Raw genomic sequence first — 23762 nt, 5'->3', positions numbered from 1 at the left:
GGTCAGGCAAGCCCGTGATCCCATGGCGGCTCCGGCGCGAAGGCGGCGGCGATGAAGTCGATAAAGGCGCGGACCTTGGCCGAGGGCGAGCGATCCGGCAGGTACACGGCATAGACCGCAAGCAGATCGGAGGCCGGCAGCTCCAGCGTGATCGGCACCAGCCGTCCCTCACGGAGCGCGTCGGCGACGATGAAGGTCGGCTGATAGATGATGCCCTGGCCGGCGAGCGCGGCCGCCAGCAGCGCATCGCCATTGTTGGCGCGCAGATTGCCGCTGACGGAGATGTCGACGCTCTTGCGCGCCCCCATGCGCCAGCGTCCTGCGCCTGCCTGCGCCAGGGTGTAGCCGAGGCAGTTGTGACCTGCGAGCTCCGCGGTCGTGCGCGGGGTCCCATGGGCTGCGAGATAGGATGGCGCGGCGCAGACCTCCATGCGGCAGGGCGCCAGCCGCCGCGCGACCAGGCTGGAATCGCGCAAGGTCCCGATGCGGATCGCCAGATCCCAGCCCTCCTCGGTGAGGTCGACCAGGCGGTCGTTGAGACCGAGTTCGACCGTGACGCCGGGATAGTGCCGGGCGAATTCGGCGAGCCGCGGCGCGATCTGACGGATACCGAAGGCGAGCGGCACGTTGAGGCGGAGCAGCCCGCGCGGCTCGATCCGATCGGCCGAGACCGCCGCCTCGGCCGCCTCGAAATCGCCGAGCACGCGTTCGGCGAGCTCCAGATAGCGCCGGCCATCATCGGTGATGGCGAGCCGGCGCGTGGTGCGATGAAACAGCTTGGTGCCGAGCCGGCTTTCCAGCGCCGCCAGATGCTTGGTCACCATGGTCTGCGACATCCCGAGCGCCCGGGCGGCGGCCGAGAGGCTGCCGCTCCCGGCGATCTTGGACATCACTTCGAGCCCGGTCAGGCGGTCGAGCATTCACTTCACTCTATTGGTGTGAACTATCTTTCCCGGATACCAGATTATCGCCCCTCGGGAAATGATCCATATCTTTGCGAGCGATTCCTACTGGAGGCTGAGATGATCGATTCCCGCACCGCACCCTATGCCGCGCTTCTGCTTCGCCTGACCCTGGGCGGACTGTTCCTGGCCCACGCCAGCCTGAAACTGTTCGTGTTCACCCCGGCCGGGACGGCCAAATTCTTCGGCAGCATCGGCCTGCCGGCGGAGCTCGCTTACCTCGTCATCGCCGCCGAGATCCTGGCCGGCATCGCGCTCATTCTCGGTCTCTACACCCGCTGGGCGGCGCTCGCCGCGGTGCCGATCCTGCTTGGCGCCATCTTCACCGTGCATGGCGCGGCCGGTTTCTTCTTCAACAATCCGAGGGGCGGCTGGGAATATCCGGCGTTCTGGGCCGTGGCGCTGATCGTGCAGGCGCTGCTCGGTGATGGTGCCTTCGCGTTGCGTGCGCCGCGCGCGAACCTTGCCAGCGGCGCGCTGCGCAGCGCACATTGACGGCTTGCGAGCCCGCTCCATTAGCCGAGGGTTGAACATGACACTGCCGAGCCTGTTCGTGTCGCACGGGTCGCCGATGCTGCCGCTGACAGACGCGCCAGCGCGGCAGTTTCTGATCGATCTGGGCCGCAGCCTGCCGCGGCCCAAGGCCATCCTGGTGATCTCGGCACATTGGGAGACGGCCGAGCCCGAGGTGAACGCGGTCGCCGTGAACGACACCATCTACGACTTCTACGGCTTCCCGCGTGCGCTCTATGAGCTGCGCTATCCCGCGCCCGGCGCGCCGGAGCTCGCACAAGACATCGCGGCACGGCTCAAGAGCGCCGGCTTCGCGGCATCGATCGACCGCAGCCGCGGCCTCGATCACGGCGCCTGGGTGCCGCTGCTTCTGATGTATCCGGAGGCCGATATTCCGGTGCTGCAGCTCTCGATCCAGACCGAGCGCGGGCCGCAGCACCATCTCGCGCTCGGCCGGGCGCTGGCGCCGCTCAGTGAGCAGGGCGTACTGATCATCGGCAGCGGCAGCTTCACCCACAATCTCGCCGAGTTCCGGATACGGCGGCCCGAGCTGAACGCTCCGGCGCTGCCCTGGGTCGATGCCTTCGCCGATTGGGTGCATGAGGCGGCGATCGCCGGTCGCATCGCGGATCTGCTCGACTATCGCCAGCTCGCGCCATATGCCCGCAACAACCATCCGACCGAGGAGCACTTCCTGCCGCTGTTTGCCGCGCTCGGGGCGGCCGGCGAGGGGGCGCGCGTCGAGCGGCTGCACAACAGTGCCAATTACGGCGTGCTGCGCATGGACGTGTACGCGTTCCATGCGGCGAATGAGACTGCCGCGGCCGCGTGATCGGGCCTGCAGGGGGCACGCTCCGCTCTGCCCAACCCTGCGCGTCTTGTACGAAAGCTCGCAGGTCAGGCGGTCACGATTCCGATCGAGTCACTGTGACCTCGGACCGAAATCCTGGTCGTCCAGAGCCGCATCCTGCGGGACCTTGATTGCGACGACGCCACGATTGAGGGCCTGGTGGCAGGAGTTGCAGCCAGAGGTCAGGTCGGCATAGGCCTTGTCGAATGCGGCCATGTCTTTCGCCTTCACCGCCGCTGCAAGTTCGGCGAACGGCTGCTGCGTGACAGCACTGACCATGTCGGGAAGCGAATTGTTCTCGACGGTCGGATGGGCGCGCCCCAGGCGATTGAAGGCGCCCCTGAGGTTGCCGAGCTCATAGGCGCCGAACTCCCAATTTCCCTCGTGAGCCGCGATCCATAGCCTGATGTGACGCGGCTGGATGGTCGCGATCATGAGATCGCTGACGCTCGGAACGTACGATACCGGCTCGTCCGCCGCGCCGGCCCGCAAGTCCAGCGCCGTTCCGAGATACACGAGCGTAGCGACGCTTGCCGCACCGGCGGAGGCAAGGACGCGAAAAACCATCGACCGTCTGCGCATGAGTGATGTCTCCAGATCTGACCGGAACCTACAGACGATTGATGATCAGCTCCAATCGTAGTATTTTTTGGACATAATAAGGAATTCTGATCATGAATATCTCCCTCAAGCAGCTGCGTTATTTCGATGCGGTCGCGCGTTTGTCGCATTTCGGCAGGGCTGCCGAACGGTGCGCGGTGACACAGCCGGCGCTCTCGATGCAGATCCAGGAGCTGGAGCAGACGCTCGGCGTGCAGCTTCTGGAGCGCAGCCGGAAGGGCGTGATCCTGACCGAGGCGGGCCGCGAGATCGCCGCGCGCGCCGAACGCGTGCTCGCCAGTGTGCGCGACATCATCGACACCGCGCACTGTCACCGCGGCGTGCTCGCCGGCACGCTGCATCTCGGTGTCATCCCGACGCTCGCGCCTTACGTGCTGCCGGTCGCACTGCCCTTGATCCGCAGAAGCTTTCCCGATCTGGACCTGCATTTGCGCGAGACCCAGACACAAACCCTGATCGCGCAGTTGCTCGACGGCGGGCTCGATCTGTTGCTGCTGGCGCTGCCGGTCGATCACCCCGATATCGAAACCATTCGCCTGTTTACCGATCGCTTCCTGCTGGCGCTGCCGAAATCGCGGGAGATTTCGACCAATCGCGTGCGCGCGACGCCCGAGCTGTTGCAGCAGGACCGGCTGCTGCTGTTGGAGGAGGGGCACTGTCTGCGCGACCAGGCGCTGTCGTTCTGCAACCTGCGCCGCGTCGACAACATCGACACCTTCGGCGCCTCGAATCTCTCGACCATCGTGCAGATGGTCTCGAACGGGCTCGGCATGACCTTGCTGCCCGAGCTCTCGGTCGACGTCGAATGCCGCCGCGGCGACATCAAGCTGATGCGCTTCTCCGATCCGGAGCCGAAGCGCGTGGTCGGACTCGCCTTCCGCAAGACCTCACCGCGCAAGGAGGACTTTGCCGCGCTCGGCAAGCTGATCGCGCAGGCCGCCACACGTCAGATCCGCGAGATGGCGGCGGTGTGAGTGATGTGTGACTGCCCGTCGTGCCAACGTGTCGCGGCCAATTTCGCTTGCGGCGTCGGGCAAATCACAACGATGATCCGTGCGTCCTGCACTCGATAAGAGGGCGTTTCGCGATCGTCACGAACGTTGAGCGCGGGATGCGGTGGACGTGATGTCATTGCAGCGCATCTCATGCGCGGACGAACGATGTCATCACGTACGGTCAAGTCGCGCGGTCCTGATACCCCGACGCTGGTATCCCGCGCAACGCGCGAAAGCGCGTTGTCGCGGTCGCGACGAGGCTTCGCCTCGCGCGGTTACGGTGGCCAAAAAGCCCGGTGCACCGAGGAGAACGCGAAGCAGCCGTTAAAGCCATCGCGCAGGGAAGGCCGGATCATCCGGCTGAGCCTGTGGTTCCTGCCCCGTGCATTTTTATCGCACGGGGGCCGCGGGTATCAGTCGATGCCCGGCCTTCCCTGCACCCTCTTTCTTGAAGAGGGTCACCGAATGAGCAAAGCTCGGACGCAAATCGCGCCGCGGGACTATGAACGCATGCCGCTTCCGTCATTGCGAGCGAAGCGAAGCAATCCAGAACCCAGTGAAGATTTTGGCGACGATTCTGGATTCCTTCGGAGCTCACGCTCATCGCAATGACGCCGCGAGCGCGTTGCAAACAAACATGGCCGTCTTGACCTCCGACGTAAGTGACATCAGCCGCTCCAACCCACAAAGTCCTTGACCCGTTCGCGCACAAATGATGCGAAGAGTGACCAGGGAGAGAAACGACACAATGCGACTGCCCTTCTTCTATGGCTGGGTCGTCGTCGCCGTGACCTTCGTCACGATGGCGATCGGCGTCAATGCACGAACCGCCTTCTCGCTGTTCTTCCCGCCGATCCTGTCCGAATTCGGCTGGGAGCGCGGTATCACCGCCGGCGCGTTCTCCTTCGGTTTCGTGATATCGGGAATCGTCAGTCCCTTGATCGGCCGGCTGATGGACCGCACCGGCCCGCGCGCGGTGATGGAGCTGGGCGTGGCGCTGATGGCCGGCGGGCTGTTGCTGGCCCCACTGACGTCGCAGCCCTGGCATCTCTACGTCACCATAGGCGTCATGGTCGGCGCCGGCAGCGTCTGCCTCGGTTATTCCGGGCAATCGCTGTTCCTGCCGAACTGGTTCATCCGCCGGCGCGGCCTTGCGATCGGCGTTGCCTTTGCAGGCGTCGGCATCGGCTCGGTCACGCTGCTCCCCTGGGTGCAGCATATGATTGCCGAAACCGGCTGGCGCACCGCCTGCACCGCCATGGGCCTCCTCGTGCTGATCGTGCTCGCGCCGATCAATCTGCTCCTGCGCAAAAAGCCGGACGAGCTCGGCCTGCGGCCCGATGGCGATGCCGTCCCATTGGCTTCGGCGGCGAAGCCGGTCTCCAACATCGTCGATCCTGCCTGGGCCGCCGTCGATTGGACCTTGCCGCGCGCGCTGCGCACGATGAGGTTCTGGTGGCTTGCGATCGGCTATTTCTTTGGCCTGTACATCTGGTACGCGGTCCAGGTCCACCAGACCAAATATCTGCTCGAGATCGGCTTCAGCCCGAACGTCGCGGTGTGGGCGCTCGGTGCGGTCAGCCTGCTCGGCATTCCCGGCCAGATCGCACTCGGTCATGTGTCGGATCGGATCGGACGCGAGGCCGTCTGGGTCTTGAGCTGTGTCGGCTTTGCCATCTGCTTCGCCGCCCTGATCGCGCTCAAGGCTTCGCCGACCCTGCTGCTGGTCTATGTCATGGTGGCGAGCCAGGGCGTGCTCGGCTACGGCATCACCTCGGTGATGGGCGCCGTGGTCCTGGAGATCTTTCAAGGACCGCATTTCGGGGCGATCTTCGGCACGATCATGCTGATCGGCCTGTGCGGCGGCGCGGCAGGCCCCTGGGTCACCGGCGTGCTCTACGATCTCACGGCGAGCTACACGGCCGGTTTTGCGATCGCGATCGCTGCGTGTCTCGTCTCGGCGGTCGCAGTGTGGTGTGCCGCGCCGCGGAAAGTCCGCGCGGTCGCCGGCCAATTGCACCGGCTGAAGCCGGCCACCGAGGTCCCATGATGGATTTAGGTGATCAGGATTTCGCTTGCCATGCCCCTCTCCAGATGAGCTAATCGGCCAAAACGAAAAATCAGGAGAGGAACGACCATGAACGAGCATGTCCAGGCCGAGACTGTCCAGGCGAAGCCGGCCGCGCCGCTGTTCAATCCGTTGTCGCCGCAGTTCATCCGCGATCCCTATCCTTTCTATCAGCAGCTGCGCGAAACTGACCCGATGCATGTGACGCCGTTCGGCGCCTTCCTCGCGAGCCGCCATGCGGAATCGAGCCTCGTCCTGCGCGACAAGCGTTTCGGCAAGGACTTCGTCCCCCGCAGCATCCGCCGCTACGGCCCGAAGATCATGGACGAGCCGATTTTCCGCAGTATGAGCCTGTGGATGCTGCAGCAGGATCCGCCCGATCACACGCGCCTGCGCAACCTCGTCGTGAAAGCGTTCACGGCGCGGCGGGTGGAGGACATGCGCCCGCGGATCCAGCAGATCGTCGACCAGACGCTCGACGAGGTGATCCCGCGCGGGAACATGGACCTGATCGAGGATTTCGCGTTCCGCCTTCCGGTGACCGTGATCTGCGAGATGCTCGGAATTCCGGAGGAGCACCGCGAAGCTTTCTATAAGAGTTCGCGCGAAGGCGGACGCCTGCTCGATCCGGTGCCGCTCTCGCCGGCCGAGATCGCGGAGGGCAATGCCGGCAACGCGGTCTCGAAGGCCTATTTCCAGCAGCTGTTCGAGTTGCGGCGACGCCAGCCCGGCGACGATCTGACAACGCAGCTGCTGCAGGCCGAGGAAGACGGCGCCAAGCTCAGCCATGAGGAACTGACCGCGAATATCATCCTGTTGTTCGGCGCCGGACATGAGACCACCGTCAACCTGATCGGCAATGGCCTGCTCGCGCTCTATCGCAATCCGGATCAGCTGGCGCTGTTGAAGGCGCGCCCGGAGCTGATCACCAATGCGATCGAGGAGTTCCTGCGCTACGACTCCTCGGTGCAACTGACCGGCCGCGTCGCGCTGGAGGATATCGAGGATCTCGGCGGCAAGCGCATCCCCAAGGGCGAGACCGTGCTGTGCCTGCTCGGCTCAGCCAATCGCGACCCGGCCGTCTATCCCGACCGCCCGGAACAACTCGATATCGCCCGGCCCAATGTGAAACCCTTGTCGTTCGGCGGCGGCATCCATCATTGCCTCGGCGCGCAGCTCGCCCGCATCGAAGCGGAGGTGGCGATCGGAACGCTGCTGCGCCGGCTGCCGGAGCTGAAGCTGGACGATCCGGACAATCCGGATTGGCGGCCGACCTTCGTGCTGCGGGGCCTGAAACGGCTGCCGGCCCATTGGTAACCATTTTGCTAACGGCGGTTGTGCGGCGCGGGCCATTTATCGCATGATGCTGTGACTTCGCCGCACTTCGTCCTATATGATGTGGCGCTCCGGCATCGATATCTGGTGGGGCGGCGCCGCACCGCGGGTTTGAGGGTTAGGCGCCGGAGCGTTGTCCTTTGAGGGAGACCCCGTGCAGACGACCCTGCTCGGATTGGCGATTGCCTTCATCCTTGCGCTCCTGGCTGCGCTGATTGGGCCTTATTTCGTCGATTGGAACCAGTTCCGGCCGCAGTTCGAGGCCGAAGCCAGTCAGGTGATCGGGGTGCCTGTGCGGGTCGCGGGCGCGCTCGATGCGCGCCTGTTGCCGACGCCGACCTTGCGGCTGCGCCAGGTCACGTTCGGCGGAGCGAATGATCTCGGCAAGCTGCGCGCCGACAAGCTCGATGTCGAGTTCAGCCTCGGCGACCTGATGCGGGGAGAATGGCGCGCCAATGAGCTCACGGTCAGCGGCATGGCCGCCGATCTCGGGCTCGATCCGAAGGGCCGCGTCGATCTGGCGGGCGGAGGCGGCCGGTTCAATCTGGCTGCGCTGTCGATCGATCGTCTGAATCTGACCGGCCGCGTCGCGCTGCATGACGCCGTCAGCCACTCGACGCTCGAGCTCACCGACATCGTGTTTTCCGGCGATGTCCGCTCGCTTGCCGGCTCGCTGCGCGGCGACGGCGCGGTTTCGGTTCTCGGCGTGCGCTATCCGTTCCGCGTGTCCTCTAGCCAGGACAAGGATTCCAGCGGCCTGCGCGTGCATCTCAACATCGATCCGGGCGAGCGTCCGGTGGCCGCCGATGTCGAGGGCCTGATCAGCTTTGCCAACCGCTCGCCGCGCTTTGCCGGTGCGCTGACCTTGTCCTCGCCGCCGCCCAAAGGACAGTCCAAGGAACAAGGCAAGGCCAAGCCGGTCGATGCCAAGGACCAAGCCATCGGCGATGCGCCCTGGCGGATGACGGCCAAGGTGGCAGCCGATTCTTCGGTCGCCAAACTGGACCAGATCGAGTTCAGCTTCGGCCGGGAGGAGCGGGCGCTGAAATTTGCCGGCAACGGCGATGTGCGCTTTGGCGCGGCACCGCTGCTGCGCGCCGCATTATCGGCGCGCCGGCTCGATGCCGACCGGTTGCTTGGCATCGACGGCAATACGGATCGCAAGGCGACCGTTCCGGCACAGGCGCTGCCGGAGTTGCGCAACTGGCTGGCGCGGCTGCCGACCTTGCCGCTGCCTGCGGACATCCAGATTTCGACCGAACAGATCACACTCGCCGGACGTCCGGTGCAGGATTTTTCAGCGAGGCTGCACAACGAGCCTGCGTCATGGAGCCTGGAACAGGTCGATCTCAAGGCGCCCGGCGCAACCCATCTGACGTTCAGGACAGCGGGGGCGTCGGCCGCTTCGACGTCGAGTGTTTCTGGCGCACTCGATCTCGATTCGGCTGATCCCGACGCGCTGGTCGCCTGGCTGCAGGGCCGCACCGAGACCAGCTATCGCAGCCAACGGCCGCTACGCTTGCGTGGCAATGTCAATATCGGGTCCGACCGTGTCGCTATCGAAAGTCTGAAGGCCGAGATGGACAGCGGGGCGGTCGAGGGCCGGATGGCACTGATCACCCCGTCCAGCGGCGCAGGATCGCGCTTCGAGGCGGCGTTGAAGGGCGAGCGGCTCGACGTCGATGCCGCCACGGCGCTGGCCCGCTCGCTCGCCGGATCATCGGGGCAGTGGCCTGACGAAGCGAGCATCGCGATCGACGTTGGACGCGCGACATGGAGCGGCCAGGACTTTCGTCCGTTCACAGCCAAAGCGTCGTACGGGCCGAAGAGCATCACGGTCGATCAGGTCAAGTTCAGCCAGGGAGGGGTGACCAGCGAGGGATCGGGCCGGTTCGACCGCACGGACGCAACCGGACGGCTCAGCCTGACCACGAACGCGGCGTCGCTCCACGACATCACGGCTCTGCTGCAGCCATTTGCGCCGAACCTGGCTGCGCAACTCGAGAAGGCCGCGGTTCAACCTGGGCCGGCGCGGCTCAAGCTCGCGCTTGATCTTGCCAAGGATCCGGCGAGCGCCGATCGTGCCCAGGCCAAAGCCGTGCTCGACATTGAAGCTCCGCAAATCAAAGGGACGACGACGCTGACCGCAAAGCCGGCGGCCTCGGCGCTGCGCAATTTCGATCTAGATGCGATCAGCCGCACCGATGTCGGGTTGGATGCGAAGATCTCGGCGGAGCAGGGCAATTTGTTGCTCGCTTTGCTTGGCGTGAATCGCATCGCCGCGGCGGGCAGCGGCCCGGCCGTGCTCGATGCCGACATCAAGGGCAATTGGCGCGCGCCCTTGCGCGTCACCGCGAAGATCGCAGGCGTGGGTCTCGACGGGGATGTGCAGGGCACGCTCGAGACCACGTCCGGGTCCTGGTCCTTGCCCGCGGCCGATTTGCTCAAGGCTAATCTGAACCTGCGGGTCCGTAATGCGAACCTGGCGCCGCTCGCCGGATTCGGCGCGCAGGCTGCGGCGGCGCAGAACGCGCGGCTGTTCGCTCGCGTCGGTTTGGTCGCTGGCCGGCTCAGCCTGGACGACATCGATGGCCTCATCGGCGGAGCACGGCTGCGCGGGCGCCTCGCGCTCACGCTCGACGACGACAGGCAGATCGACGGCGAGCTTGGGCTGGACGCGCTGAACCTGCCGCAGATGTTCGCGCTTGTGGTCGGTGCGACCGGCCATGATGCCGCCGAGCCGCTCGGTCCGGGGTTCTTGAAGGGGTGGAGAGGTCGGGTGTCATTCCAGGCGCTCAGCGCTGCGCTGCCGGGCGGTGGCGAATTGCGCCCGATTGGCGGCACGATCAAGAGCGATGGGCAGAGCCTGACGGTCGAGAATTTGAAGGGGCGGCTTGGCGGCGGCGACGTCGCGGCGACGCTCGATGCACGGCCGAATGCCAATGGATTGGCGCTGAGCGGCCGCCTGGAGCTGTCGAACGTGGATGGCAACGCGTTGCACTACCGCAGCTTGGCGATGCCCGCCGGCCGCATCTCCGCGCAGATGGCGCTTGCGAGCGAGGGGCGCAGCGTGCAGGCGCTGACCAGCGCCTTTGCCGGCAACGGCACCGTCACGCTGGATGGTGTTTCGATTCCGGGTCTCGATCCACGCGCCTTCGATGTGGCGCTGCGTGCCTTCGACGCCGGCCAGATCACCGACGATGTGAAGCTTCGGCAGATCGTGGAGCCGGTGCTGACCACGGGATCGCTGGCGGTGGCGTCCGCGCAGATTCCGTTCGTCATCCGCGATGGGCGGCTGCGCGTCAGTGCGACGACTTTGGACGCCAAGGACGCGCGCGCGATCGTCTCCGGCGGTTATGATATCCCGGCCGATCAGGCGGATATTCGCGCCAGCCTGATCACGACGACGATCGGCAACGAGAGCAGCCGCCCGGAAATCCAGCTGTTCGTGGTCGGGACGCCCGACGGGCTGCAGCGCAGTGTCGATGTCACCTCGCTGTCGTCCTGGCTTGCGGTGCGCGCCATCGATCGCGAGACGCGGCGGTTGGATGCGATCGCGCGGGGCGAGCCGCCGCCGTCCTATCCCTCGTCCACCGCCTCCCTGCCGTCGCCCTCGGGGGCCGGGAGCGCACCGCCAAGCCTGACCGATGTGCCGGTGCCTGGACGCGATCCGCGCCGCACAAGGCCGGGCGGGCCCCGCCAGCAACCACCGCCGCAGCCGCCGCTGTCTGGTCCTCCGCCCGGATCGCCGCCGCTTCCGGTGCCGCCGGTGGCAGCGAACCAGCAGGTCGCCCCCTTGCCGCCGCCGGTTGAGGTTAAGCCCCCGCCGGGAGCCCTGCCGCCTAGGCCCAAGCCGATGCTGCGCCCGCCGCTGGTGCTGACGCCGCCTGGCAGTCCTTGATCTCGGTGCATCTCGGGGAGCATCCGCGCCGATGATGACGTTGCGTCAAGTGGAGGTCATTCGAGCCGTGATGGTGACCGGCACCATCAACGGCGCGGCGAAGCTGTTGAAGGTGTCGGCGCCGGGCGTCAGCCGGCTCGTGAAATACACCGAACGCTCGCTCGGCATTCGTTTCTTTCAACGCCAGAACGGCCGGTACTTTCCGACCCCCGAGGCGCAGAACATCTTCGAGCAGATCAACAGCGTCTACGAGAAGGTCGATGATCTCAGCTACATCATCTCTAACATTGGCCGCGGCGCGCTCTCGGAATTGCGTGTCGGCTCGGTGCCAAGCATCGCGCAGGTGATGGTGCCGCGCGCCATCGAGCGCGTGCGCCGGCGCTATCCCGATCTCGGCATCGACATCAATATCCTCAAGATCGAGGAAGCGATCGATTATCTGATGCTCGGCAAGGGCGAATGCGTAGCGATGAGCTACCGGCTCGACCACTCCGGGCTTGATTTCCTGCCGCTCGCCTCCGGCGAATTGTTCTGCATCGTGCCGCCGGGGCACGAACTCGCCGGCCGCAAGCAGGTCTCCGCCGCCGAGATGACGCGCTATCCGCTGATCGGCATCGATCCCAACGATCCTTACGGCCGGATCATGGCCGAGATCTTCGAGCGCAACAAACTCGACTACAACATCTCGATCAAGGCTCGCTTCGGCACCACCGTGTGCGCGCTGGTAAAGGCAGGGCTCGGCATCGCCATCATAGACCAGTTCACGGTGGCCCACGGCGGCTATCCCGGCATCGAGCTTCTGAAGATCGCCGAGCCGACCCGGTTCGACACCTATGTCGCGGTCAAGCGCGGCGCCCCGCTATCGCTCTATGCGGAATACTTCATCGATGGCCTGCGCGCGGAGATGCGCGCGCTGGAGCCGGGACGACGTCAGGTGGCAAGGGCCAGCGCGGCCGGCCGCAAAAGATAACATCATGTTAGGTTCGGCGGATATTTGGGTAATTGTGTTAGCTGGCGAAAACATTATCGTCCGCATCTGATTTCACCGTCCTTACGGAGCCGCGACAGCTCCAACCGGAGACGACGACCATCGTGCCAGATATTTCCGCATCCGGAGGCCGCAAATTCCTGACCGGGTTGCTCGGTGCCCCGATCGCGCACTCGGCTTCACCCGCGATGCACGAGACGGCTGCCGCGGCGCTCGGGGTCCGCTGTCACTACCAGCTCATCGAGGTCGCCGGCGCCGACCGTGCCGAGCTTGCGATCCTGCTCGAAGGTGTCAGGCGGCTTGGCTTTGCCGGTGTCAACGTCACCTATCCCTACAAGGAGGCGGTCGTCGACCTGCTCGACGAGCTCGCGCCCAAGGCAGCCGCGATGCGCGCCGTCAATACCGTCGTGGTGCGTGATGGGCGGCTGGTCGGCCATAATACCGACACGACGGGCTTTGCGCGTGCAGTGGCGCCCCTTGTTGCGGGGTCGGGCAACGGCGTCGTGGCATTGATCGGCGCCGGCGGTGTTGGCAAGGCGATCGCGTTTGCACTTGCGAACGTTGATGTCGCGGGCTTGCGCATCTTCGATACCGAGCGGGCGCGAGCAGAGAGGCTCGCCAGCGTGCTGCCTTCCGGGAAAGGCATCGTGGTAGCCGACAGCATCGAGCAGGCGGTGCAGGGCGCTGTGGGGATCGTGAATGGAACTCCGATCGGGATGCTGCCGAACCGCGGCACGCCGATACCCGACGCGCTGCTGCATGACGGTTTATGGGTGGCGGACGCAGTGTACTCGCCGCTCTGGACGCCTCTCTTGAAGGCGGCCAAAGCCAAGGGCGCGCGGGTCCTGCTTGGACGCGAGCTTGCGATCTATCAGGCGGCCGACGCGTTCGAGCTGTTCACTGGGCTTACGCCTTCGACCGACGTCATGGGGCGAGCTTTCGACGACCACATGGCGGAGAGATATCCGGCGGTTGACGCCGCCTGAGCAAACCGGCCAATACGAGCCGGAACATCGAATTCAAGAAACGCAAGAAGAGTAGAAACGAGGAGGAGACGCGTGCGATCGTTCATTTTGGCGAGCTTTTGCTCGGCTGTATTGCTGTCCGGCTCTGCGTGCGCACAGTCCGGGGCACCCATCAAGATTGCTGATGTTGCCGAGCTGTCGGGCGGTGGCGCCACCGTCGGTAACAATTGGAAGAATGGCATCGATCTGGCCGTCGAGGAGATCAATGCCAAGGGCGGTATTCTCGGGCGCAAGATCGAGGTCAGCCACGCCGATTCCCAGTCCAACCCGGGCGTGGCGCGCGCGCAGGTACAGAAGGCGCTCGACGCCGAGCCTTACGTCCTGCTCGGGCCGGGCTATTCCGGCTCCGTCAAGGTCACCGCCCCGCTCGCTGCCGAAGCGGGCATCACTCAGATCATGGGCGGCGAGGCGGCCGAACTGACGCAGGCCGGCAATAAGTTTCTGTTTCGCACATCCTTCGGTCAGCAGTCGTCGATGCCGAAGGTGGCCAAGTACATCAATGATGAGTTGAAGGCGAAGTCGGTGGCGGTCGTCTGGGTGAACAACGATTTTGGCCGCGGCGGACGCGACGTCATCACCAAGGAGTTCAATCGCCTCGGCATCAAGGTCGTCGCGGATCTGTCGACCGAGGCAGGCCAGGCGGACTTCGCAGCCGATGTCAGCAAGATCAAGGCCGCAGCCCCGGACGCCGTCTTCATCTATGTCAACGAAGAGGAAAGCGCGCGCATCCTCAAGGAGATCAAGCGCCAGGGCGTGACGGCGCCGCTGATCGGCGAGACCACGCTGGTTGGGCAGAAGGTCATCGAGCTCGCCGGCGATGCCGCCAATGGCGCCCGCGGCCATGTCGGCCTGACCACCGACGCGCCGGTCGAGGCCATCAAGGCGTTCCGGGACCGCTTCGTGAAGAAGTACAACTACGTGCCCGATCACAACGGCCTCAAGGGCTATCTCGCGGTCTACATGATCAAGGCGACCACCGAGAAGATGGGCAAGGTCGATTCCAAGGCGTTCGCGGATACCCTGCACGGATTGACCATCCAGACGTCTGACGAGCCGAACATCCTGATGGATGTGACCTTCGATCAGAACGGCGATATCGACCGGCAGGGCTTTCTGGTCGAAGTGGTCGACGGCAAGCAAGTCGTGGAGCAGGTGTTGCCAAAGCTCAACTGAGGCGAACGGGCGGCCGGTGGCGCCGGTCGGGATGTCGGGCGCCGCCTCACCCAAGGCTCACGGGGAAACCATGTCCAATCTGCTCGATCTGATCGTGGCGGGTCTCGCCACCGGCGCAATCTACGCGCTGATCGCGGTCGGCTTCACGCTGCTGTGGCAGACTTCACAGACCATCAACTTCGCCCAGGGCGAGTTCGTGATGCTGCCGGCGTTCCTGATGCTCGCGGTCATGCATCTCGGTGCGCCGTTCTGGCTCGCGGTCCTCGTCGGCATTCTGCTGTCTGCGCTGCTGCTCGGGCTCGCCTTCAAGATGCTCCTGGTCGATCCGATGCTGCGGCATGGCGTGCTGCCGCTGGCGATCGCGACGATGGCCTTGGCGATCGGGATCAAGGAAGCGGTGAAGCAGTTCTTCAGCGCTGAGGCGTCCCCGTTCCCGTCGATCGTGCCGGTGGATGATATTGTCCTGCTCGGCCGATCGGTCTCGCTGCAAAGCCTCGGCGTGCTCGCGGTCGCGGTTCTCGCCGTGTTCGGCTTGACGATGCTGTTGAACCGTACCTCGCTCGGCCACCAGATGCAGGCCGCCGCGCAGAATCCGACGGTGGCACGTATCATCGGCGTGCCGGTGGAGCGCATGATCCTGTTGACGTTTCTGATCAATGCGGTGCTGGTGGCACTCGCATCGCTGCTGATCACGCCGATCTACCTCGCGAAGTTCTCGAGCGGCGAGGTGCTGGGGCAGGCGGCGTTCGTCGCAGCCATCGTCGGTGGCTTCAACCAGGTGCGCGGCGCGATCGCGGGCGGCCTGTTGATCGGTGTGGTCGACAATCTCGCCGCGGCCTATGTGTCGACGCAATACCGCGCCGCGGTCCCGATGGTGCTGTTGATCCTGGTGATCCTGTTCCGACCGCAGGGGCTGCTCGGACGCGCAGAGGAGCGCACCGTATGAGCACGAACGGTAAAGTGCTTCGCATCGCCATCGGCCTCGCCGTGATCGCGGGCCTGATCATCGTCCCGATGAACTTCAACCGCTATGGACTGTTCATCCTGAGCCAATGGGCCGTCATGACCGTCGCGGCCATGGGGCTCAACCTCACGCTGGGGTATGCCGGACAGGTGTCTTTGGCGCAGGGCGCCTTCGTCGGCATCGGCGCCTATGGTGCCGCGATCCTGACTACGCATGGCTGGCCGCTGGCTGCTGCGCTGGGCGTGGTTGTCCTGCTGTGCTTCGCCGTTGGCTGGCTGCTCGGCTATCCCGCATTGCGCGTCCAGCATCATTATCTGGCCTTTGTCACGCTCGCCTTCTCGACGCTGATGTTCCTGGTGTTCCGCAATGAGAGCTGGCTGACGAACGGCATCTACGGCATCAGCAACATTCCACGGCCGGAGATCTTCGGCTTTGCGACCCGCAAGCCTTTGCCGTTCTACTATCTCTGTCTCGGCTCGCTAGGTCTCGTCACGCTTGCAATGTGGTGGCTGATCCGCTCCCCCTGGGGGCGAGCCTTCATGGCCTTGCGCGAGAACCCGATCCGTGCGCAATCGCTTGGCGTCGATACCCGGCGCTACACCTTGATGGCTTTCGCGATCGGCTCGGTGCTCGGCGGCGTTGCCGGCGTGCTCTATGCGCCGCTGACACAGTACATCGATCCGGTGCCGTTCAACCTGCAGCTCTCGCTCGATCTCCTCATGATGGTGATCGTGGGCGGCTCCGGCTTCCTGTTCGGTCCGTTCCTGGGGGCCATGATCGCGGTGCTGCTGCCGGAATGGCTGCGCGTGGTTGAAGGTTATTATTTGATGCTCTATGCGGCAGCGGTGATCCTGCTGCTGATCTACTCGCCCACCGGTATCCTCGGCATCCTCGATCGCTATCTCAGCGCACGCCGTACCCAGGCGGCATCGACGCTGCGTGCCGCTGCGCAGTCCAAGCTGGAGGCGGTGCGATGACCGCGGTTCTGGACGTTCGCGAGGTGAAGAAGAGCTTTGGCGGTATCACAGCGGTGAACGGCGTCAGCTTCGACGTGCAGGAAGGGGAGATTCTCGGCTTGATCGGTCCCAACGGCTGCGGCAAGTCGACCCTGTTTAACTGCATCCTCGGTCAGCTCGTGCCGAGTTCGGGCGAGGTCCGCGTCGACGGCAAGGTCGTCACCGGGCAGCGGCCGTCCGAGCTGAACCGTCTCGGTGTCAGCCGGACCTTCCAGTTGCTGCAGGTGTTCCCGAAACTCTCGGTGCGGGACAATCTCATCCTCGCCGGCCAGGAGCATCGCGGCAGCATGCTGTCCCGCCTGTTCGGCCCGTCGGACGCCGGACTCACCGCAACTGCCGAGCAGATGATCGGCTTTTTCAAGCTCGAGCATCTCGCCAATGAGCCGGCCGGCGGCCTGTCCTATGGACAGCAGAAGCTGCTGGATGCGGCGATGGCCTTCATGGGCGGCCCTCGGCTGGTGTTACTCGATGAACCCGCCGGTGGCGTCAACCCGACAATGCTCGGCGATCTGAAGGAACGGCTGATCGCGATCAATCGCGAGCGGCGCGCGACCTTCGTGGTGATCGAGCACAACATGGAATTCGTGATGTCGCTGTGCTCGCGCGTCATTGTGATGGCGGAAGGCAGGGTGCTTGCGATCGGCAAACCCGACGAGATTCGTGCGAACCCTGCCGTGATCGAAGCCTATCTCGGACACTGATGGAGGCGGTCGTGAGCGACACCATCCTCGACGTTCAGAACCTTGTCGGCGGCTACGGCAAGATGACGATCCTGAACGGCACCAGCTTCTCGGTGCCGGCGGGCTCGATTACCACGGTCATCGGTCCCAACGGCGCCGGCAAGTCGACCGTATTCAAGGCGATCTTCGGCTTGCTCAAGCTGCGCGAGGGCAAGGTGATCTTCAAGGGGCGCGATGTCACCGGGCAGAGCCAGCGCGCGCTGCTCGCTGCCGGCATCTGCTACATCCCGCAGGGACGCAACATCTTCGGCGAACTGTCGGTCCGCCACAATATCGAGCTTGGCGGCGTGGCCGCTCCGCGCGATATCGACATCGCCGCCCGGGTCGAGACCGCGCTCGATATCTTTCCGGTGTTGCGGAAGAAGGCGGAGCGGCAAGCCTCGACCCTGTCCGGCGGAGAACAGAAACAGCTCGAGATCGTGCGCGGCCTCTTGCTCGAGCCGCAGCTCGTGCTGATCGACGAGCCGTCGATCGGACTGTCGCCTCTGATGGTGCAGCAGACCTTCGATATCCTCAAGCAGCTGCGCGATCGCGGCGTCTCCGTGCTCCTGATCGAGCAGAATGCGCGCTCCGCGCTGGAGATCTCCGACTACGGCATTGTACTGGAGCTTGGTCGTACCCGGCTCATCGACAAGGCAGACCGCGTGCTGTCCGATCCGCGGATCGGACAGCTGTTCCTGGGCGGCGCCATGGAGGAGACCGCAGCATGAGCAAGCGTTCGATCGCGACCGTCTCGCTGAGTGGTGCCCTGGACGAGAAGTTGCGGGCCACCGCAGCGGCGGGCTTCGAAGCGGTCGAGATTTTCGAAAGCGACCTCGTGTCGTTCGGCGCCACTCCGCGCGACATCGGCCAGATGTGCCGTGACCTCGGTCTGGCGATCTGCGCTTATCAGCCATTTCGCGATTTCGAAGGCATGCCCGAGCCGCAGCGTGCGCGCAACTTCGTTCGCGCCGAGCGCAAGTTCGACTTGATGCAGGAGCTGGGTACGGATCTGCTCCTGATCTGCAGCAATGTGTCTCCGGCTTCGCTTGGCGGCATCGATCGCGCCGCAGAGGACCTGCGTGAGCTCGGCGAGCGGGCGGCGCGCCGCAATCTGCGGGTCGGTTACGAGGCGCTGGCCTGGGGCCGGCATGTCAGCGATTATCGCGATGCATGGGAGATCGTGCGCCGTGCCGACCACAAGGCGATCGGCGTCATTCTCGACAGTTTCCATGCCCTGGCGCCGGCACTGCCGATCAACGCGATCCGCGCGATTCCCGCCGACAAGATCTTTCTGGTGCAGCTCGCCGATGCGCCGCGGCTCGAACTCGACGTCTTGTCCTGGAGCCGGCACTTCCGCAGCTTTCCGGGGCAGGGTGATCTGCCGGTGCTGGACTTCATGGAAGCGGTGGCTGCAACCGGCTATGCCGGACCTCTGTCGCTCGAGATATTCAACGACCAGTTCCGCGCCGGGTCGGCCGCGCGCACTGCCATAGATGGCATGCGCTCGCTCTTGCTGCTGGACGATGCGCTCGCTGCGCGAACGCCAGCGGCATCTTATGAGCGGCTCGCTCCCAGAGTGACGGCCAGGGGCATCGGCTTCATCGAGTTTGCGGTCAGTCCGGATAACGCGGGCGGGCTCGCCGAGCTGTTCGCCCAGCTCGGCTTCCGGAAGACCGGCCGTCATCGCAGCAAGGCGGTGGAACGGTGGTCGCAGGGCAGCGTCGATCTCGTCATCAATTGCGAGCCGGCGAGCTTTGCCCATTCGCATTATGTAACGCATGGTCCCGGCGTCTGCGCCATCGCGCTCGATGTCGACAGTGCCGAGCGGGCCATGGTGCGGGCGCAAGCGTTGAAGACGCGCACCTTCTCCCAGCCGGTCGGGCCGGGCGAGCTGGAAATTCCGGCCATCCACGGCGTGGGAGGCAGCCTCTTGTATTTCCTCGACACTCACGGAAAGCATTGGGACGTGGATTTCGAGGCCGTGGCCAACGACGACAGCGCGGCGCGCCTCCAGGCGGTCGATCACATCGCCCAATCGATGGCTTATGACGAGATGCTGTCATGGCTGCTGTTCTATGCCGGAATCATCGACCTCAAACGCTTGCCACAGATGGAAATCGCCGACCCAAGAGGTCTCGTGCAAAGCCAGGCCATCGTCAATGACGACCGCAGCCTGCGCTTCATCCTCAACGGTTCGGCAGCGAGGCGCACGCTGCCGTCGCGCTTCATCTCGGAGTTCTTCGGCTCCGGCGTCCAGCACATCGCATTTTCCACGGAGGACATCTTTGCCGCGGTTGCGGAGATGCGGGCCCGCGGTGCCGGCTTTCTCGACATTCCCGACAACTATTATGATGATCTCGAAGCCAGATATGATTTCGACGCCGGCACCTTGGCGGCCCTGCGCGCCAATAAGATCCTCTACGATCGCGAGGGCGACGGCGAATTCTTCCAGGTCTATACCCACATCTTCCAGGAGCGCTTCTTCTTTGAAATCGTGCAGCGGCGAAACTATCAAGGGTTCGGCGCGCCGAATGCTTCGATCCGGCTCGCCGCGCAGGCGCGCGAGGTCCGGCCGGAATCGATGCCGCGCATGTAGGGTCAGCGTTCTCTGCGGATACCCGGCAGGCGGCCGATCTCGTCAGCGAGATAGTCGATTGCCAGTCTGACGCGCGCGATGCCGGCGCGCTCCGGCACGATCAGCATGTTGAGCGGCACTGAAGACAGCCGGTAGTCGGGCAGGATCGCGGTCAGGCGCCCGGCCGCGAGGAGGTCGTGGACCAGCCAGTGGTGTGCGGCCGCGATGCCGCGTCCGGCCAGCAACGCTTCGCGCACGGCAAGGCCGTGATTGGCACGGAAGCGTCCCATGAACGGCACGTCATGATGCCGGCCATCGGCCGTCTGGAGCGTCAGAAGGTCGCTGCCCGCGACGTTCGTCATGCGGATGCCTTCATGGCCGATCAGGTCCTGGGGCACCCGCGGCGTGCCGTGCCTGTCCAGATAGTCGGGGGAGGCGACCATCAGGCGGTGCGAGTGACCGAGCCCGCGCAGCTTCATCGCGCTATCGGCGAGTGGGGCGAGGCGCAGCGCGATGTCGACGCCCTCGCGCACCAGGTCGATCCGCTCATCCGTCAGGCTGAGATCGATCGCGATCTCCGGATAGCGATCCTGGAAGGCAAAGACGAGCCGGGTGATGTGCAGGATGCCGAAGGCTGCCGTGCAGGAGATCCGGATCATGCCTGCAGCGGCGCCGCGTCTCCCGCGCGCTTCGTCGCCGGCCTCCTCAATCAGCCGCAGGATCTGGATGCAGTTCGCGTAATAGCGGCTGCCCTCGTCGGTCAGCATTACCCGGCGCGTGGTGCGGCTGAGCAGCGGCACGCCAATGGCGTCTTCCAACTCGTGCAGGTGGCGCGTGATCGTGGACTGCCCGACGCCGAACTCGCGGGCCACAGCCGACAGGCTGCCGCGTTCGGCCACCCGCACGAAGCTGCGCATATGCGCAAAGCTGACGTTCGATTTATCCATTTTACGGCATTATATTATCGATATGCGCCATATAGTGGATAAATGCGTGCGGGTCTATGTCACGGCTCGGTTCCACCGAAGGATCGATGCCATGAATGTCTTGCTCGTTTTCGCCCACCCAGAACCCCGCTCGCTGAACGGCGCCTTGCGCGACGCCGCCGTAGCTGAACTCCAGGCCCAGGGCCACGAAGTCAGGATCTCGGATCTCTATGCCATGGGTTGGAAAGGCGCCGCCGATCGCGCCGATTTTCCGCAACTCGCGCCGGACGCCAGGCTGAAAGTCGCCGCTGCGTCTGGCGAGGCGTTCGCGGCACATAGGTTGACGGACGACGTCAGGGCGGAACAGGAGAAGCTGCTGTGGGCCGATGCCGTGATCCTGCAGTTTCCGCTGTGGTGGTTTACGATGCCCGCGATCTTGAAAGGCTGGGTCGATCGCGTCTATTCCTACGGCTTCACCTACGGTGTTGGCGAGCATAGCGATAAGCGGTGGGGCAACCGCTACGGCGAGGGTGTGTTCGCCGGCAAGCGCGCGATGCTCATTGTGACCACCGGCGGATGGGAGGAGCACTATTCAGCGCGCGGCATCAACGGTCCGATCGAGGATCTGCTGTTCCCGATCAACCACGGCATCCTGTTCTATCCCGGATTCGACGTGCTGCCGGCCTTCGTGGCGCATCGGGTCAATCGGCTCGATGAGGCGGGCTTCGCCGCGATCGCGGAGCGGCTTCGTGAGCGGATGCGTACGCTGTTCACCGCGACGCCAATTCCGTACCGGCGGCAGAACCACGGCGACTACCTGATCCCCACCATGCAGCTGCGCTCCGAACTCGGCGATCGAGCTGCGCACGGCTTCGCGCTGCACGTGGACGATGCCGCGGAGTGACGGCTGTCATGGGCGCGGGACTAACCCGCGCCCATCGCGACGGCGATGTGGTAGGTGGCAAAGCTCGCGGCATAGGCGAGTGCCAGCATGTAGCCGAAGGTGATGGCCATCCAGCGCCAGCTGCCGGTCTCGCGGCGGATGACTGCCAGCGTTGAGGCGCATTGCGGCGCGAAGATGTACCAAGCGAGCAGCGACAAAGCGGTGGCGAGGCTCCATTTGGCCGCCAGCACCTGACCGATCTGTTCGGCGGCCTCTTTGCCACCTTCGATGGCATAGACGGTGCCGAGCGCTGCGACCGCGACCTCGCGGGCTGCCATGCCCGGGACCAGGGCGACGGCGATTTGCCAGTTGAAGCCGATCGGCGACAGCAACGGCGCGATGGCCTGCCCGATCATGGCGGCAAGGCTGTAATTGATCGCGGGTTCGGTCGCGCCCCCCGGCGGCTGCGGGAAGGATGCCAGAAACCAGATCAGCACCATCATCGCGAAGATCGTGGTGCCGGCGCGCTGCAAGAACATCTTGGCGCGGGTGTAGACGCCGATCGCAATGCTGCGCAGCCGCGGCATCTTGTAATCGGGCAGTTCCAGCATGAACGGCGCAGGCTGGTAGTCGCGCATCATGAAGAACTTGATCAGGAAGGACATCAAAAGCGCGCTGACGATGCCGGCGGCGTAGAGGCCGAACATCACGAGGCCCTGCAGATTGGCGAAGCCCCAGACCTGCGTTGGCGGGATGAAGGCCGAGATGATCAGCGTATAGACCGGGATCCGCGCCGAGCAGGTCATCAACGGCGCGATCAGGATCGTGGTCAGCCGGTCGCGGCGGTTGTCGATCACGCGCGTCGCCATGATGCCGGGAATGGCGCAGGCGAAGCTCGATAGCAGTGGAATGAAGGCGCGGCCGTGCAAGCCGGCGCCGCCCATGATGCGGTCCATCAGGAAGGCGGCGCGCGCCATGTAGCCGAAATCTTCCAATAGCAGGATGAACAGGAAGATGATGACGATCTGCGGCAGGAAGACAATGACGCTGCCGACACCGGAGATCACGCCGTTCTGCAGAAAGCTTTGCAGAAGTCCTTCGGGCAGTTGATCATGGACGAGCTGGCCTGCCGCATCGAAGGCCGCGGATAACAGCTGCATCAAGGGCTGCGCCCAGGCGAAGACTGCCTGAAACATGACGAAGAGGATCAGCAGCAGGATGAAGAGGCCGCCGACCGGGTGCAGGACGACCGCGTCGATCCGCCCCGTCCAGGTGTCCGGCCGCTCCGGCAGGGTCACGGCGGAGGCGATGATGCGATCGGCTTCGCGCTGCGTGGCGCGGAGTTCCGACACGGTCAGCGGACGCCAGGTATTCTGACGGTCGGGGGAGGGGCTTTGCGCCAGCAGTTCATCCGTCAGCTGGAGCAGATCGGCAGTGCCGCCCTTGCGCACGGCAATCGAGGTGACGACAGGCACGCCGAGCGCCTCGGAGAGCTTGGGCACGTCGACGGTGACGCCGCGGCGCTTGGCGATGTCGAACATGTTGAGCACCAGCGCCAGCGGCCGGCCGGTGCTCTTCAGCTCGAGCAGAAGCCGGATCGTCAACCGTAGATTGGTGGAGTCGGCAACGCACAACACCAGGTCGGGCAATATCTCGCCCGTGGCGCGTCCAAGCACGAAATCGCGGGTGATTTCCTCGTCCGGGCTACGCCCGCGCAGCGAATAGGTGCCCGGGAGGTCGACCACGGAGACTTGGCGCCCTTGCGGGGTCACGAAGGCGCCTTCCTTCCGCTCGACCGTGACGCCGGGATAGTTGGCGACCTTCTGGCGGCTTCCGGTCAGAGCGTTGAACAGCGAGGTCTTGCCGCTGTTGGGGGTGCCCACCAGGGCGACATGCATCAACGCACTTTCCATCGACCGGCGCCCCTGGCGCTATGCCACGATAATGGCCATCGCCTCGCGTCGGCGGACAGCAACGGTGATGTTGTCGACCCGAACTGCGATCGGATCACGTCCGACGATGCCTTCGTGCAGGATTTCCACCCGAGCGCCCTCGACGAAGCCGAGCTCGATCAGGCGGCTTTCGAGTTCAACTTCGGGTAGGGACGAGCTGGTCCCGCTCGCCGCCAGGTGTTGGATCGTTCCGGTATAGCCGCGCCGCGCCAAGCCAAGTGGCAGGTGCTGCCGATCATCGCAGATTTCGCTCATAACCTGTATTTTCAATCGCAACGCACAAGGTCAAGCGC

General features: G+C 64.7%; 20 protein-coding genes. 15 read left to right on the top strand and 5 right to left on the bottom strand.

What is annotated here, in order from left to right; all coding sequences use genetic code 11:
* Positions 1-2 precede the first annotated feature (2 nt).
* Complete coding sequence (locus QXZ85_RS04550; protein ID WP_315743757.1) at positions 3-920, bottom strand: LysR family transcriptional regulator; 918 nt, start codon at positions 918-920, stop codon at positions 3-5.
* 102 nt (positions 921-1022) lie between these two features.
* Here QXZ85_RS04550 and QXZ85_RS04545 point away from each other — a divergent pair, with 102 nt between their 5' ends.
* Both QXZ85_RS04545 and QXZ85_RS04540 read left to right on the top strand, forming a co-directional pair.
* Entirely contained in the window at positions 1023-1457 is a 435-nt protein-coding gene (locus QXZ85_RS04545; protein ID WP_315700911.1) for a DoxX family protein, read from the top strand.
* Between the two features lie 37 nt (positions 1458-1494).
* The gene (locus QXZ85_RS04540) at positions 1495-2307 is read left to right on the top strand and encodes a class III extradiol ring-cleavage dioxygenase (protein WP_315700910.1); all 813 of its coding nucleotides are present in this window, start codon (positions 1495-1497) and stop codon (positions 2305-2307) included.
* Between the two features lie 90 nt (positions 2308-2397).
* On the opposite strand, the gene QXZ85_RS04535 is transcribed toward QXZ85_RS04540, so the two are convergent.
* Complete coding sequence (locus tag QXZ85_RS04535; protein WP_315700909.1) at positions 2398-2892, bottom strand: cytochrome family protein; 495 nt, start codon at positions 2890-2892, stop codon at positions 2398-2400.
* Positions 2893-2999: 107 nt separating this feature from the next.
* Between QXZ85_RS04535 and QXZ85_RS04530 the strand changes: the two genes are divergently transcribed.
* From QXZ85_RS04530 to QXZ85_RS04475, 12 genes are all read left to right on the top strand, one after another.
* Positions 3000-3920, top strand: coding sequence for a LysR substrate-binding domain-containing protein (locus QXZ85_RS04530; protein WP_315700908.1), 921 nt, complete (start codon positions 3000-3002; stop codon positions 3918-3920).
* Between the two features lie 769 nt (positions 3921-4689).
* The gene (locus tag QXZ85_RS04525; protein ID WP_315700907.1) at positions 4690-5991 is read left to right on the top strand and encodes an MFS transporter; all 1302 of its coding nucleotides are present in this window, start codon (positions 4690-4692) and stop codon (positions 5989-5991) included.
* Positions 5992-6078: 87 nt separating this feature from the next.
* On the top strand, positions 6079-7326 hold the full coding sequence (locus tag QXZ85_RS04520; RefSeq protein WP_315743755.1) for a cytochrome P450: 1248 nt from the start codon (positions 6079-6081) through the stop codon (positions 7324-7326).
* Positions 7327-7498: 172 nt separating this feature from the next.
* Positions 7499-11245 (top strand): AsmA family protein, encoded by a 3747-nt coding sequence (locus QXZ85_RS04515; RefSeq protein ID WP_316173333.1) that lies wholly within the window; start codon positions 7499-7501, stop codon positions 11243-11245.
* Between the two features lie 31 nt (positions 11246-11276).
* The gene (locus QXZ85_RS04510) at positions 11277-12215 is read left to right on the top strand and encodes a LysR family transcriptional regulator (RefSeq protein WP_315700904.1); all 939 of its coding nucleotides are present in this window, start codon (positions 11277-11279) and stop codon (positions 12213-12215) included.
* Between the two features lie 122 nt (positions 12216-12337).
* Complete coding sequence (locus QXZ85_RS04505; RefSeq protein WP_315743751.1) at positions 12338-13219, top strand: shikimate dehydrogenase; 882 nt, start codon at positions 12338-12340, stop codon at positions 13217-13219.
* 72 nt (positions 13220-13291) lie between these two features.
* Positions 13292-14431 carry an ABC transporter substrate-binding protein gene (locus tag QXZ85_RS04500; RefSeq protein ID WP_316173335.1) on the top strand — a complete coding sequence of 380 codons (1140 nt, stop codon included), beginning with the start codon at positions 13292-13294 and terminating at the stop codon, positions 14429-14431.
* 70 nt (positions 14432-14501) lie between these two features.
* A complete protein-coding gene (locus tag QXZ85_RS04495) occupies positions 14502-15377 on the top strand; it encodes a branched-chain amino acid ABC transporter permease (protein ID WP_315700901.1) in 876 nt (291 codons plus the stop codon).
* Positions 15374-16372 (top strand): branched-chain amino acid ABC transporter permease, encoded by a 999-nt coding sequence (locus QXZ85_RS04490; RefSeq protein ID WP_315700900.1) that lies wholly within the window; start codon positions 15374-15376, stop codon positions 16370-16372. The genes QXZ85_RS04495 and QXZ85_RS04490 overlap by 4 nt, the downstream gene beginning before the upstream one ends.
* Complete coding sequence (locus QXZ85_RS04485) at positions 16369-17112, top strand: ABC transporter ATP-binding protein (protein ID WP_315766621.1); 744 nt, start codon at positions 16369-16371, stop codon at positions 17110-17112. The genes QXZ85_RS04490 and QXZ85_RS04485 overlap by 4 nt, the downstream gene beginning before the upstream one ends.
* Positions 17113-17123: 11 nt before the next feature.
* The gene (locus tag QXZ85_RS04480) at positions 17124-17861 is read left to right on the top strand and encodes an ABC transporter ATP-binding protein (RefSeq protein ID WP_316173337.1); all 738 of its coding nucleotides are present in this window, start codon (positions 17124-17126) and stop codon (positions 17859-17861) included.
* A complete protein-coding gene (locus QXZ85_RS04475) occupies positions 17858-19729 on the top strand; it encodes a bifunctional sugar phosphate isomerase/epimerase/4-hydroxyphenylpyruvate dioxygenase family protein (protein ID WP_316173339.1) in 1872 nt (623 codons plus the stop codon). The genes QXZ85_RS04480 and QXZ85_RS04475 overlap by 4 nt, the downstream gene beginning before the upstream one ends.
* Before the next feature lie 2 nt (positions 19730-19731).
* Here the strand turns inward: QXZ85_RS04475 and QXZ85_RS04470 are convergent, their stop codons facing one another.
* A complete protein-coding gene (locus QXZ85_RS04470) occupies positions 19732-20655 on the bottom strand; it encodes a LysR family transcriptional regulator (RefSeq protein ID WP_315767291.1) in 924 nt (307 codons plus the stop codon).
* A 91-nt stretch (positions 20656-20746) separates the two neighbouring features.
* Between QXZ85_RS04470 and QXZ85_RS04465 the strand changes: the two genes are divergently transcribed.
* Positions 20747-21538, top strand: coding sequence for an NAD(P)H-dependent oxidoreductase (locus QXZ85_RS04465; protein ID WP_316173342.1), 792 nt, complete (start codon positions 20747-20749; stop codon positions 21536-21538).
* Between the two features lie 20 nt (positions 21539-21558).
* On the opposite strand, the gene feoB is transcribed toward QXZ85_RS04465, so the two are convergent.
* Positions 21559-23430: a ferrous iron transport protein B gene (gene feoB, locus QXZ85_RS04460; protein WP_316173344.1), complete on the bottom strand. Its 1872-nt coding sequence runs from the start codon at positions 23428-23430 to the stop codon at positions 21559-21561.
* Positions 23431-23448: 18 nt separating this feature from the next.
* A complete protein-coding gene (locus QXZ85_RS04455; RefSeq protein WP_315700893.1) occupies positions 23449-23724 on the bottom strand; it encodes a ferrous iron transport protein A in 276 nt (91 codons plus the stop codon).
* Positions 23725-23762 lie beyond the last annotated feature (38 nt).

The organism is Bradyrhizobium sp. SZCCHNGR1005, from assembly GCF_032489995.1.
GTDB lineage: Bacteria > Pseudomonadota > Alphaproteobacteria > Rhizobiales > Xanthobacteraceae > Bradyrhizobium.
Note: the sequence above shows the minus strand (reverse complement) of the source record. Positions and strands in the feature narration are given on the sequence as shown.

Excerpts from the sequence above, each read along its gene's own strand:
- QXZ85_RS04485 (WP_315766621.1), top strand. The coding sequence starts at position 16,369 with ATGACCGCGGTTCTGGACGTTCGCGAGGTGAAGAAGAGCTTTGGCGGT.
- QXZ85_RS04540 (WP_315700910.1), top strand. The coding sequence starts at position 1,495 with ATGACACTGCCGAGCCTGTTCGTGTCGCACGGGTCGCCGATGCTGCCG.
- QXZ85_RS04475 (WP_316173339.1), top strand. The coding sequence starts at position 17,858 with ATGAGCAAGCGTTCGATCGCGACCGTCTCGCTGAGTGGTGCCCTGGAC.
- QXZ85_RS04545 (WP_315700911.1), top strand. The coding sequence starts at position 1,023 with ATGATCGATTCCCGCACCGCACCCTATGCCGCGCTTCTGCTTCGCCTG.
- QXZ85_RS04455 (WP_315700893.1), bottom strand. The coding sequence starts at position 23,724 with ATGAGCGAAATCTGCGATGATCGGCAGCACCTGCCACTTGGCTTGGCG.
- QXZ85_RS04510 (WP_315700904.1), top strand. The coding sequence starts at position 11,277 with ATGATGACGTTGCGTCAAGTGGAGGTCATTCGAGCCGTGATGGTGACC.
- QXZ85_RS04550 (WP_315743757.1), bottom strand. The coding sequence starts at position 920 with ATGCTCGACCGCCTGACCGGGCTCGAAGTGATGTCCAAGATCGCCGGG.
- QXZ85_RS04535 (WP_315700909.1), bottom strand. The coding sequence starts at position 2,892 with ATGGTTTTTCGCGTCCTTGCCTCCGCCGGTGCGGCAAGCGTCGCTACG.
- QXZ85_RS04465 (WP_316173342.1), top strand. The coding sequence starts at position 20,747 with ATGAATGTCTTGCTCGTTTTCGCCCACCCAGAACCCCGCTCGCTGAAC.
- QXZ85_RS04490 (WP_315700900.1), top strand. The coding sequence starts at position 15,374 with ATGAGCACGAACGGTAAAGTGCTTCGCATCGCCATCGGCCTCGCCGTG.
- QXZ85_RS04530 (WP_315700908.1), top strand. The coding sequence starts at position 3,000 with ATGAATATCTCCCTCAAGCAGCTGCGTTATTTCGATGCGGTCGCGCGT.
- feoB (WP_316173344.1), bottom strand. The coding sequence starts at position 23,430 with ATGGAAAGTGCGTTGATGCATGTCGCCCTGGTGGGCACCCCCAACAGC.
- QXZ85_RS04495 (WP_315700901.1), top strand. The coding sequence starts at position 14,502 with ATGTCCAATCTGCTCGATCTGATCGTGGCGGGTCTCGCCACCGGCGCA.
- QXZ85_RS04470 (WP_315767291.1), bottom strand. The coding sequence starts at position 20,655 with ATGGATAAATCGAACGTCAGCTTTGCGCATATGCGCAGCTTCGTGCGG.
- QXZ85_RS04520 (WP_315743755.1), top strand. The coding sequence starts at position 6,079 with ATGAACGAGCATGTCCAGGCCGAGACTGTCCAGGCGAAGCCGGCCGCG.
- QXZ85_RS04525 (WP_315700907.1), top strand. The coding sequence starts at position 4,690 with ATGCGACTGCCCTTCTTCTATGGCTGGGTCGTCGTCGCCGTGACCTTC.